This is a genomic window from Bacteroides neonati (assembly GCF_000499785.1).
GTDB lineage: Bacteria > Bacteroidota > Bacteroidia > Bacteroidales > Bacteroidaceae > Bacteroides > Bacteroides neonati.
On sequence record NZ_HG726020.1, the window covers coordinates 1170639 to 1183209 of the forward strand.

Genomic DNA, 12571 nt, shown 5'->3' on the forward strand with positions numbered 1-12571 from the left:
CTTACCCAAACCGATGCATTTCTCTCAAATAGAGAACAAGGCCCAGAGCGAGAATCCCATCATCGCCTTCTATGAAATCATCCGTTGATGCTCCGGCTTCTCCGTGTATAAGCCAAGGCAATGGAGCCATATATACCCAACAGAACCACTAAAAAGGTTTGTATGCCGTGTACGATCAAGGCAAATATCCCTGCATCGGTTGCATTGACTCCGTAGAGCATCATCATCGAAATAATAGCAAAGTGCCAAGGCCCTGCCCCATTGGGAGTAGGAACGATCACGGCAAATGTGCCCCCTACAAACATCACCAACGCAGCCAGCACACTGAGGTGTTCGGTAAACGAAAAGCAGAAGAAAGTAAGGTAGAAGTGAATGAAGTAACTCAGCCAAATGAGTACGGTATAGGTAATAAAGAGGGGGATATTCTTCACATTGCGCAACGACATGATACCCTCCCAAACATGAAGCACAACGCCTTTTACCTTCTCAAAGAAAGAGAGGGCACGCATGAGATAGTAAAGCAGCACAAGCACACCGATGCCACATAGCAGAATGATGTAAAACCAAACGGAAGTAAACAGGTAAAGGAGCGAAGGAATCTTCGTACCGGTCTGTTCGAGAAAAAGCGTGAAGACAGGAAACTGCAACAAAACAGTGACTCCGGTTATCAACCCGATACAAAGCATATCCACCAAACGCTCGGTAACTACGGTACCCAATGATTTAGCAAACGATACATCATCGTAACGAGACAGGATGCCACAACGAGACACCTCTCCCATTCGGGGAATGACGAGACTGGCCGCATAAGACACAAAGATGGCATTGATACAATCGCCCGTTTTAGGGAAAGCTCCCAGGGGTTCGAGCGTTTGCTTCCACCGCCAACCACGAACAACCTGTGCCAACACACCAAAAACTAATGATAGAAGCATCCATCCCCATTTTGTGCCATGTGTCAATACATCGAGAGCCTTGGCGAAATCGAAATCGCGATAGACCCAATACAAGATAAAACCGCCTAAAACAATCGGTAAGATGAGCTTCAGCGTCTTTTTTATTAGTTTATTCATTCCTAATTCTTTATTCTTCATGAAAAGAATTACCTTTGTCGGCTGCAAAAGTAGTCAATTAGTTTATAAATGAAATTAGTAAAGCCGAAAAAGTTCTTAGGTCAACACTTTCTGAAAGATTTGAAAGTGGCACAAGACATTGCCGATACAGTTGATACGTTTCCCTCACTGCCAGTCTTGGAAGTGGGACCGGGAATGGGTGTGCTCACACAATTCCTCGTTCGAAAAGAACGACCGGTCAAAGTCGTCGAGGTCGATTACGAGTCGGTAGCCTATCTGCGCGAGGAATACCCATCGCTTGAGGATCATATCATCGAGGATGATTTCCTGAAAATGAACCTGCACCGCTTGTTCGATGGCGAACCCTTTGTGCTAACCGGGAACTATCCTTATAATATATCCAGCCAGATATTTTTTAAAATGCTCGATAATAAAGATTTGATACCCTGCTGCACCGGCATGATTCAAAAAGAAGTGGCCGAACGCATTGCTGCCGGTCCCGGAAGCAAGACCTATGGCATATTGAGCGTACTCATACAGGCTTGGTACAACGTAGAATATCTATTCACGGTAGACCCAAGCGTATTTAATCCCCCTCCCAAAGTAAAAAGTGCCGTTATCAGAATGACGCGCAACGACACAACAGAGCTGGGATGCGACGAGAAGTTATTCAAACTGGTAGTGAAAACAACCTTTAATCAACGCCGCAAGATGTTGCGCAACTCCATCAAACCGATACTGGGAACCGATAGCCCGCTTACGGAAGACGCGCTTTTCAATAAACGCCCCGAACAACTCTCGGTACAGCAGTTTATCGATCTGACCAATGCGGTGGAAAAAGCACTGGCAACTGCGCCACAACCTTTGCCGGCAGAGAACGAGTAATATTGAACAGAACATTGAATAAAAGAAGGAGGTTATCATTATGAACGAAAATTATATTGATAATGTAAAGCAACTGATCGGGCTGAAAGATGCCGATCAAGTACGATCCCTGATTATTGACCTCCACCCGGCCGATATAGCCGAATTGTGTAATGAACTGAACCCCGAAGAGGCACGTTTCGTATACAGGTTGCTCGACAACGAAACGGCCGCCGACGTGCTTATCGAGGTAGACGAGGACGTTCGTCGAGAGTTTCTCGATGTATTGCCATCCGAAACCATCGCCAAACGTTTTGTCGACTACATGGATACGGATGATGCCGTAGACCTGATGCGCGAACTCGATGAAGAGAAACAGGAAGAGGTACTCTCGCACATTGAGGATATTGAACAGGCAGGCGATATTGTCGATCTGCTGAAATACGATGAAGACACTGCGGGTGGATTGATGGGTACCGAAATGGTGATCGTTAACGAGAACTGGAGTATGCCCGAATGTCTCAAAGAGATGCGCCAACAGGCCGAGGAACTGGACGAGATTTACTACGTCTACGTCATCGACGATGATGAGCGACTGCGCGGCATCTTTCCACTCAAAAAAATGATTACCTCTCCTTCGGTATCGAAAGTGAAACATGTGATGCAAAAAGAGCCGATCTCGGTGCATGTAGACACACCACTGGAAGATGTGGCGCAAACGATCGAGAAATATGACTTGGTAGCCATTCCTGTAATAGACTCCATTGGCCGCTTGGTAGGACAAATTACCGTCGATGACGTCATGGACGAAATCCGCGAACAATCCGAACGCGACTACCAATTGGCATCAGGTCTTTCGCAAGACGTAGAAACAGACGATAATGTACTGCGCCAAACAACCGCCCGCCTTCCATGGCTCATCATCGGTATGCTGGGTGGAATCGGTAACTCTATGATATTGGGAAATTTCGATGCCACCTTTGCCGCTCACCCCGAAATGGCTCTTTATATTCCGTTGATTGGTGGTACGGGTGGAAACGTAGGAACACAGTCGTCTGCATTGATTGTGCAAGGATTGGCCAATAACTCGCTCGACACCAAAGACACATACAAACAAGTAGCCAAAGAGGCTGTCGTGGCATTGATCAACGCAACGATTATCTCTTTATTAGTATATACCTATAACTTTATTCGTTTCGGAGCCAGTGCAACGGTTACCTATTCCGTATCCATTAGCCTATTTGCAGTAGTTATGTTTGCCTCCATCTTCGGAACGTTGGTACCCATGACGCTCGAGAAGTTCAAGGTAGATCCGGCTATTGCCACAGGACCCTTTATTGCCATTACAAATGACATCATAGGTATGATGCTTTATATGGGAATCACCGTTTTATTGTCTTAAATGAAGGCAAATAAAAAAAAATAGATTAAAAAAGTATGAAGTAAACGTTTTATTTCATTAATTTGTGACTCAAAACTAAGTATACGATGATGGACTCTCATGACACTAATCAACCTCTAAATCAAGGAGAATTAGAAGAAGGAAAAAAAATGGCTGAGGTTTCTGAAGAAATTGCAGAAACTCCGGTTGAAGAATCGGGTGTTGAAAAACATCCTGAAGCAGCATTACGTCTGATTACAAAAGAAGATGTATTGAATCGATTGAAAGAAGTTGCTTTGGATGCAGATAATGCCAGCAAGCACGAACTCGACAGTTTAAAACAAACGTTCTACAAGCTGCACAACGCCTCTTTGGAAGCTGCTAAGAAACTTTTCGTTGAAAACGGTGGCACGGAAGAGGACTATACTCCTGAATCCGATGCTTCGGAAGAAGAGTTCAAAAGTACGATGGCAGTAATCAAAGAAAAGCGCAACGCACAAGCAAGCGAAATGGAGCGTCAGAAGGAAGAGAATCTGCAAATCAAGCTATCGATTATCGAAGAGCTGAAAGAGCTGGTCGAATCGCCCGAAGACACCAATAAATCGTATACCGAATTTAAAAAGCTACAACAGCAATGGAACGAAACCAAGCTAATACCGCAAGCTAAGGTAAACGAGCTTTGGAAGAACTATCAGCTCTATGTAGAAAAATTCTACGATATACTCAAACTCAACAATGAGTTCCGTGAATATGACTTCAAGAAAAACCTCGAGATAAAGACACATCTTTGTGAAGCTGCCGAGAAGCTGGCAGAAGAAGATGACGTGGTATCGGCTTTCCATCAACTACAGAAATTACATCAGGAGTTCCGCGATACGGGTCCTGTAGCCAAAGACTTACGCGACGAAGTATGGAATCGTTTCAAAGCTGCATCGACTCAGGTAAATCGTCGCCATCAGCAACATTTCGAATCGCTGAAAGAAACAGAACAAACCAATCTGGATCAGAAAACCGTTATCTGCGAAATAGTAGAGGCTATTGAATTTAATGAGCTGAAAACATTCAATGCATGGGAAAACAAAACGCAGGAAGTGATCGCTCTGCAAAGCAAGTGGAAGACCATCGGGTTTGCTCCGCAAAAGATGAACGTGAAGATATTCGAGCGTTTCCGTAAGGCCTGTGACGAGTTCTTCAAAAAGAAAGGTGATTTCTTCAAATCGCTGAAAGAGGGCATGAACGAAAACCTCGAAAAGAAGAAAGTATTGTGTGAACAAGCAGAGGCATTGAAAGACAGCACAGACTGGAAGGCAACGGCCGATGCATTGTCTAAACTGCAAAAGGAATGGAAGACCATAGGGCCAGTATCGAAAAAATACTCGGATGGCATCTGGAAACGTTTTATTACTGCTTGCGATTATTTCTTTGAGCAAAAAAACAAAGCAACCTCTTCACAGCGTTCGGTCGAAGTAGAGAACATGGATAAGAAAAAGGCAATCATTGCCCAACTAACTGCTATCGACGAATCAACTGATGCCGAAGAGGCCGGAAAGCTGGTTCGCGAACTGATGAAGGAGTGGAATACGATCGGACATGTACCGTTCAAAGAAAAAGATAAATTGTACAAACAATACCACGGGCTTATCGACCAATTATTTGATCGCCTCAATTTAAGTGCATCAAATAAGAAGTTGAGCAACTTCAAATCGACAGTAAGCAACATTCAGAATAGCGGATCGCAATCACTGTACAGAGAGCGCGAAAAGCTGGTTCGTTCTTACGAAAACATGAAGAATGAGCTTCAAACCTACGAGAACAATATCGGCTTCCTCTCATCAGCTTCCAAGAAAGGCAATAGCCTGCTGACCGAAATTAACCGCAAGGTTGAGAAACTGAAAGCAGACCTTGAATTGATTCTGCAAAAGATTAAAGTAATCGACGATTCAATGAGAGAAGAGTAAGAGAAGTCAATACGTACGCCATAAAGTAAGCACGCCAACTTTGCAGAGATACTCTAGCGAGGTTGGCGTGCTTTCGTATGTTAGGATGTGGGCAAAAGCGAAAGGGTTCGCCCCTCGCGGATGGACTGTTTAGAATAGGGCGACACCGAGGTCCACAAGGCGAGATCTTCAATGGTAACAGGATACATCATTGCATGCCGGAGGTCTGCCTCAAGCGCCTTCAACATGATATAATCCATGCCTTGATGATGTACATCGATCTGCAAAGCCTCCCTCCCCCACTGTTTCCAATAAGTATGCTCGTACTGAGATATATAAGATTCATCCGATTCCCATTGCTCGTGCGGGCTCAGGTGCTCGATATAAATAGAGCGTCGCTCTCCGTTCCAAATACCTTTCGTTCCCTGTACCTCAAAGTTCAAACTACGGGGTCGGGGCAAAGTGGTATCGTGTATTAGGGAAATGAGCACTCCCGATTCGGTTTGTAGCTGGGTAGAGATAATATCGCCCATGCTGATAGCAACCTGCTCATCACCAGAGAGTTCCCGGATACGCTGTTTGATACCTGCCGATTTGGAAGAGAAAGAGGTAAGACTCACAATCTTATCTCCGCGGTTAATTCCGGCTATAAGACAGAGAGGAGCCAGTCCGTGAGTCGGGTACAAATCGCCATTCTCCGTTTGGTAGAAGCGGCTGCGCCATGCCCCTTCGGGACAGTCGGTATTGCCCAATCGTCCGGAAGCATCGAGAAGTAAATTCCGCAGGTCGTGCCGATAGCCACCGGTCATATATACAATGTCGCCCAAAGCTCCTGCCTGCACTAAATTGCAAACAGCCAGGTTTTCGCGCATAAAGAGTGTATTCTCCAAGGGATAAATACGGCGGTCAACCTTTTTTGATAATTCGATCACCGCTTGGTACTCGCCCAAAGCCAGTCCGCCCTTTATCTCTAAGCCTACATGGCAGCCCACTTCGAGGCAATGAAGAGTCTGCTTTACATGACAATGCCACGGCGAAGCTACAATCACCAGATCGGGATGCTGCTCGTTAAGCATGCGCAGATAATCATCTTCCCCCTCCGCATAGCAAGCACGCCCCTCCGTATCGAGCGAGGAAATGCCGGGATCTGCCATAGCGATAACATCGTAAGAAGGTATATGCTGCAAGAGTCGAAACAGTAGTCTTCCGCGGTATCCGAAACCAATAAAAGCCGTTCTGATTATTTCCATACAATAGAGGGTTTTACTACTTATTTTGATAAGACGATAAGATGAAAAAAGCTTAGAAACAAAAACTCCCGTTAAAAAAGTTTTTTTAACGGGGGAATTTGAAGTAAACTAATACTTTTTCGTTGGACTACCTGGACTCGAACCAGGAATGTCAGGACCAGAATCTGAAGTGTTACCATTACACCATAGTCCAATAACCTGTTTGCGGGTGCAAAGATACAAATTATTTCAAAAAGCAAAATGATTTCCGTGGTTTTTTTCGAATAATTCACCTAATTTGCCCCCTAACAAAGAGATACATCCCTAAAAAAAACCAAAAATGCAACAGATTTATGGCATTACTTTCTTTGATACGAGAAAACGGACTATCTTTGTAAAAAGTTCACGTTCATGACAAGAAACAAAGTATCAATATTTCTTGTTATAACTATATAACTAACAAACGAATTATTTAATTTCAAAAGACATCAATGAACGATACAAAAATTCTAATTGAGAAAATAACAGAAGGTATTCAAGACAAAAAAGGTAAAAACATTGTTATAGCCGATTTGACCAACATAGATGACACCATTTGCAACTACTTTATTATCTGTCAGGGTAATTCGCCCAGTCAGGTAGGTGCTATTGTTGACTCTATCAAAGAAAAAGCCCGTAAAGAAGCCAATAGCAGACCCTCTGTGGTTGACGGACAACGCAATGCCGAATGGGTAGCCATGGATTATGCAGACGTGTTGGTACATGTTTTTCTACCCGAAGCCAGACAGTATTACAATCTGGAACATCTGTGGGCAGATGCCAGATTAACAACAATCCCCGACATTGACTAATTTATCAATATGGACAATAATAAAAAACCAAGTAAGGTCAATATGCCCAAGTTCAATCTGAACTGGATGTATATGATTATAGCCTTAATGCTTTTGGGACTTTGGTGGACCAACCAAGGCGGATCTACAAGCAAAAATATCTCTTACGACGAATTCCAGCAATATGTTCGCAACGGATACGTAAGCAAAGTGATTGGTTATGACGATAATTCGGTAGAATTTTACGTAAAACCAAACTTTGTCGGACAGGTATTCAAGCAAGATTCGAGTCGTGTAGGTAAGAACCCGATGGTTTTGACCGAAGCACCCTCACGAGAGAATCTGGATAACTTCTTGCAGAAAGAAAAAGAAGAAGCGCATTTTGATGGCTCGTTGACTTATGACAAGAAGACGAACTATTTCGGTTCGTTCCTCATCAATGTGCTTCCGATTGTCTTTTTGGTAGGATTGTGGATCTTCTTCATGCGCCGAATGAGTGGCGGTGGAGGCGGTGGTGCCGGTGGTGTATTCAACGTAGGAAAGTCCAAAGCTCAACTCTTTGAGAAAGGAAGTTCGATTAAGATCACCTTCAAAGACGTAGCCGGTTTGGCAGAAGCCAAACAGGAGGTCGAAGAGATTGTAGAGTTTCTACGGGAACCACAAAAATACACCGATCTGGGTGGTAAGATTCCCAAGGGAGCATTGCTCGTAGGCCCTCCGGGAACAGGTAAAACACTGCTGGCAAAAGCTGTGGCAGGAGAAGCCGATGTTCCGTTCTTCTCACTGGCAGGTTCGGACTTCGTAGAAATGTTTGTCGGTGTAGGAGCTTCACGCGTACGTGACCTCTTCAAGCAAGCCAAAGAGAAAGCACCTTGTATCGTGTTTATCGATGAGATCGATGCCGTAGGTCGTGCTCGTGGCAAAAACCCTGCTATGGGTGGCAATGACGAACGGGAAAATACATTGAACCAATTACTCACCGAAATGGATGGTTTTGGTTCAAATAGTGGTGTCATCATTCTGGCAGCAACCAACCGTGTAGACGTATTGGATAAAGCCTTGCTTCGTGCCGGACGTTTCGACCGTCAGATTCATGTAGATCTGCCCGACCTGAACGAACGTAAAGAGGTATTTGGTGTGCACTTGCGCCCCATCAAAATAGATGATAGTCTGGACGTAGATCTACTTGCCCGCCAAACTCCGGGATTCTCGGGAGCCGATATTGCCAACGTTTGTAACGAAGCCGCACTTATCGCAGCCCGTCATGGAAAGAAGTTCGTAGGCAAGCAAGACTTCCTCGATGCAGTAGACCGTATCATTGGTGGTTTGGAAAAGAAAACCCGTATCACAACAGAGGCCGAACGCCGTTCGATTGCCGCACACGAAGCAGGACACGCCAGCATATCGTGGTTGTTGGAGTATGCCAATCCATTGATTAAAGTAACCATCGTACAACGTGGTCGTGCATTGGGAGCTGCCTGGTATCTGCCCGAAGAGAGACAGATCACCACCAAAGAGCAGATGCTTGATGAAATGTGTGCTACCTTAGGCGGACGCGCAGCCGAAGATTTATTCCTCGGACGTATCTCTACAGGAGCGTTGAACGACTTGGAACGTGTAACCAAACAGGCTTACGGCATGATTGCTTATCTGGGCATGAGCGAACAGCTGCCCAATCTTTGCTACTACAGCAACGATGAGTACTCCTTCAACCGTCCTTACAGTGAGAAAACAGCCGAGCTGATTGACCAAGAGGTTAAGAAGATGGTAAGCGAACAATACGAACGCGCCAAACGAATTCTGAATGAACACCGGAAAGGTCACGAAGAGCTCACTCAGTTGCTCATTGATAAAGAGGTAATTTTTGCAGAAGATGTAGAACATATATTCGGCAAACGCCCCTGGACTTCCCGATCGGAAGAGATCATTGCTGCCAAAGAGAGCCACGATGCTGCCGAGGCAGAGAAAGCCTTAGCCAAAGAGGTTGAGAATCAGGAAAATGAAGAGAAGGAAGAAAAAGCAAACAAAGAAGCTGAGCAATCGGCTACTAATCAAACAGTAGAATAATACAATCGACTAAAGACCAGGTATCTTGAAAAATAATTTTATACAACGAACTATTACAGGAGCACTCTTTGTGGCCATCCTGGTGGGTTGTATCTTATACGATCCATTATCCTTCGGGGCACTTTTTGTGCTGATCAGTGCACTGACAGTACGCGAATTCGGACACCTGCTCAATGAAACCCAAGGGGTCGGTATCAACAAAACAATTACCATGCTGGGAGGAGCTTATCTATTCCTCTCTTTCATGGGATTCTGCATTGATGCAGCCGATTCGAAGATATTCATCCCCTATCTGGTACTGCTGCTTTATCTGATGATTAGCGAACTTTACCTGAAAAAAGAACATCCGATACTGAACTGGGCATACTCCATGATGAGTCAGCTATACATCGCATTGCCGTTTGCACTGCTCAATGTACTGGCTTTTCAGAACGACCCCAACACCCATAGCGTAAGTTATAACCCCATTCTGCCACTTTCGATTTTTATCTTTATCTGGCTGAACGATTCGGGTGCTTACTGCGTTGGTTCACTTTTTGGCAAGCATCGTTTATTCGAGCGCATTTCGCCCAAGAAATCGTGGGAAGGTTCGATAGGAGGAGGAGTTCTGGCCATTGCGGCTTCGTTTGGCATGGCTCATTTCTTCCCCTTTATGTCGATGGCCGAATGGGCCGGACTGGCATTGGTCGTTGTCGTATTCGGCACTTGGGGCGACTTAACCGAATCATTACTGAAACGACAGTTGAAGATTAAAGATTCGGGCAATATACTACCGGGACACGGTGGTTTGCTTGATCGTTTCGATAGCGCACTGATGGCTATTCCTGCCGCAGTGATCTACCTATATGTATTGACAATGGTTTAAAACCGATTCAAATACTCATTTATGCAATAGCCCCGGATCTACAAAACGGCAGATCCGGGGCTATTACTTTTTACAGTCGTATGTACCTCTGTTTTTACTTCAAATAATCTGATACATTATCAGATAAAGTCATATTTTTCACCGATTCGGGTGTTTCGTTGAGTTTCAGGTCAAAGGTAACTTCTACCTCACCATTCTTATGCGAGTTAAGTTTCACCTTGATTCCTTTGGTGTTTTCGTCAACTTTCAACGAATTCAAGTTGAACGAAACAGCACCTTCGCGCCAATGTCCCGACAAATCGCCATACGTATTGTAGCGGTATTCCAGATGAATGTATCCATCGTTGGGATCTTCGACGGTTGTATTGCGCACCAGCGATACCCGATGTTTATCCTTATTCGGTGTATTGAACTGAAAAACAACGTTCAAATAGCCACCATCAACCCACATATCGTTTTGCCAGATAACAACCGGATCATTACCAAACGACTCGGCATTCTCGGCATTAAGCTCTTCAACATTCTTGGTGAGCACATTATACAATCGCTCTACTTTAATATCATGATCGAACTCGCCTGCTCTATCGCTCAACGGATTGAAGTAAGCAATCACACGCTGTCCGTCTATGGGTTTATACCCCCAATATGCAGTAGCTGCCGGCCATAACTTTCCCCAATTATCACCTACCAGGTAATAAGTATCGCCACTTAACACACGAACGGTTGCCCAATCGCGACCGATATCGCCAATAGAATACCCATCATTGTCGTCGCACGACTGCAATGATGGCAAAATAGCCAATAAGACGGCCAATAAAAGCCAATTTACTTTCTTCATAGTCTGTCTCTATTTTTTTAGTTTATACTTAAGAAATAAAGAAGCCGGGCATATACTGCACCGGCTTTACATTTATTAAAAAAATGATAGTTATTTTTTTTGAATTGCCCTGATTTTAACATTGTTAATTGAATTTTCCAGCGTCCTATTTCTTTCCGTACAAGAGTATATACTTTTGGTATCAAAGACTACGTATTCATTGACACCAAGAGTACGTAGTTAACACAGCGTTAAAATAGTTCTTCTGCCAACAACAAATATCGCCGTGACAATGCTCGGAATCGTAAGCATCTCCACAGCGATATATAAGAACTGCATCATTAAATTTATGCAGCGATGAGAAATCTATTTTTTCAGCATCCGTACCATTTCGGTAGCCGCATGACGAGGTGCTCCGACCGCTCCCAGCCGATGGGATACATCCTCATAACCATTCAGCATCAGCTGACGATATTCGGGATCGAACAGTAATTTACCTAATTCGATTTGCATATTCTCGACCGTCATTGATTCGAATACCAATTCCTTGACCACTTCCCGGTCGGCAATCAGATTAACAAGCGAGATGAAGGGCACTTTAATGAGATGTTTGCGCAAGAAAGAGAACATCTTGCCCATGGCACTATAATAACAGACCACCTGAGGCACCTGGAAGAGAGCCGTTTCGAGCGTAGCAGTGCCCGAGGTAACCAATGCGGCCTCTGCCTGTTGCAGCAACCGGTAGGTTTGGCCAAAGAGAATCTTCACGTTTGCGCCATCCGTATACCGGCGATAATACTCCATAGAGATGGCAGGAGCGGCTGCCAGCACTAGTTGGTAGTCGGGAAAACGGGAAGCAGCTTGCAGCATACGCGGCAAATTATCTTTGATCTCTTGCTTACGGCTACCTGCCAATAAAGCTATAATGGGCTTGTCGGAGAGTCCGTTTTCGTTTGCAAACGAGACAAACGACTCGGAGTTATCCGCCTGAAAATCAGCCACTTCATCGACAGTTGGGTTGCCTACATAGTGAATGGGGTACCGATGTTTATTTTCAAAAAACTCAACCTCGAAGGGAAGAATCGAAAACAGTGCCGTAATATCTCGTTTGATGTTCTTAATCCGATATTCCTTCCACGCCCATATCTTAGGGGCAATGTAATAGAAAGCCGGAATCTGCGTACGGGCACGCAAGAACTTAGCGATATTGAGGTTAAAACCCGGATAATCGACCATAATCACCACATCGGGATGCCAGGCCACAATGTCGTTCTTACACCATTTCATGTTGGCGAAAATCGTACGCAGGTGAAGCAATACAGGAAAGAATCCCATATAAGCCAACTCTTTATAATGCTTTACCAACGTTCCTCCAACGGCTGCCATCAAGTCGCCACCAAAGAAACGAAACTCAGCTTGCGGGTCTTGTTCCTTCAAGGCTGCCATCAGATGCGAAGCATGCAGATCGCCGGAGGCTTCGCCAACGATGAGATAGTATTTCATAAGTC

At 44.6% G+C, this 12571-nt stretch carries 10 protein-coding genes and 1 tRNA gene; 6 read left to right on the forward strand and 5 right to left on the reverse strand.

Going from position 1 to position 12571, the window contains the following annotated elements; genetic code table 11:
• Nucleotides 1-77 precede the first annotated feature (77 nt).
• A complete protein-coding gene (locus tag TY03_RS07865; protein ID WP_042369306.1) occupies nucleotides 78-1073 on the reverse strand; it encodes a lysylphosphatidylglycerol synthase transmembrane domain-containing protein in 996 nt (331 codons plus the stop codon).
• A gap of 69 nt (nucleotides 1074-1142) precedes the next feature.
• Here TY03_RS07865 and rsmA point away from each other — a divergent pair, with 69 nt between their 5' ends.
• The 3 genes from rsmA to TY03_RS07880 all read left to right on the forward strand — a co-directional run bounded on the left by rsmA (nucleotide 1143) and on the right by TY03_RS07880 (nucleotide 5276).
• Nucleotides 1143-1958, forward strand: a complete 816-nt coding sequence (gene rsmA, locus TY03_RS07870; RefSeq protein WP_042368728.1) for a 16S rRNA (adenine(1518)-N(6)/adenine(1519)-N(6))-dimethyltransferase RsmA — start codon at nucleotides 1143-1145, stop codon at nucleotides 1956-1958.
• Between the two features lie 40 nt (nucleotides 1959-1998).
• Nucleotides 1999-3339 carry a magnesium transporter gene (mgtE, locus tag TY03_RS07875; RefSeq protein ID WP_042368729.1) on the forward strand — a complete coding sequence of 447 codons (1341 nt, stop codon included), beginning with the start codon at nucleotides 1999-2001 and terminating at the stop codon, nucleotides 3337-3339.
• Between the two features lie 86 nt (nucleotides 3340-3425).
• Complete coding sequence (locus TY03_RS07880; RefSeq protein WP_042368730.1) at nucleotides 3426-5276, forward strand: DUF349 domain-containing protein; 1851 nt, start codon at nucleotides 3426-3428, stop codon at nucleotides 5274-5276.
• 80 nt (nucleotides 5277-5356) lie between these two features.
• Here the strand turns inward: TY03_RS07880 and TY03_RS07885 are convergent, their stop codons facing one another.
• Nucleotides 5357-6505, reverse strand: a complete 1149-nt coding sequence (locus TY03_RS07885; RefSeq protein ID WP_042368731.1) for a Gfo/Idh/MocA family protein — start codon at nucleotides 6503-6505, stop codon at nucleotides 5357-5359.
• 122 nt (nucleotides 6506-6627) lie between these two features.
• Nucleotides 6628-6698, reverse strand: a tRNA-Gln gene (locus tag TY03_RS07890).
• A gap of 277 nt (nucleotides 6699-6975) precedes the next feature.
• Between TY03_RS07890 and rsfS the strand changes: the two genes are divergently transcribed.
• Genes rsfS through TY03_RS07905 form a run of 3 tightly spaced genes read left to right on the forward strand, consistent with a single transcriptional unit; the run spans nucleotide 6976 to nucleotide 10246 of the window.
• Entirely contained in the window at nucleotides 6976-7335 is a 360-nt protein-coding gene (rsfS, locus tag TY03_RS07895) for a ribosome silencing factor (protein WP_042368732.1), read from the forward strand.
• Nucleotides 7336-7344: 9 nt separating this feature from the next.
• Complete coding sequence (gene ftsH, locus TY03_RS07900; RefSeq protein WP_042368733.1) at nucleotides 7345-9381, forward strand: ATP-dependent zinc metalloprotease FtsH; 2037 nt, start codon at nucleotides 7345-7347, stop codon at nucleotides 9379-9381.
• A 25-nt stretch (nucleotides 9382-9406) separates the two neighbouring features.
• Complete coding sequence (locus TY03_RS07905) at nucleotides 9407-10246, forward strand: phosphatidate cytidylyltransferase (RefSeq protein ID WP_042368735.1); 840 nt, start codon at nucleotides 9407-9409, stop codon at nucleotides 10244-10246.
• A 94-nt stretch (nucleotides 10247-10340) separates the two neighbouring features.
• Here the strand turns inward: TY03_RS07905 and TY03_RS07910 are convergent, their stop codons facing one another.
• Nucleotides 10341-11084, reverse strand: coding sequence for a NigD1/NigD2 family lipoprotein (locus tag TY03_RS07910; RefSeq protein ID WP_042368737.1), 744 nt, complete (start codon nucleotides 11082-11084; stop codon nucleotides 10341-10343).
• A gap of 345 nt (nucleotides 11085-11429) precedes the next feature.
• Nucleotides 11430-12566 carry a lipid-A-disaccharide synthase gene (gene lpxB / locus TY03_RS07915; RefSeq protein ID WP_042368739.1) on the reverse strand — a complete coding sequence of 379 codons (1137 nt, stop codon included), beginning with the start codon at nucleotides 12564-12566 and terminating at the stop codon, nucleotides 11430-11432.
• Nucleotides 12567-12571 lie beyond the last annotated feature (5 nt).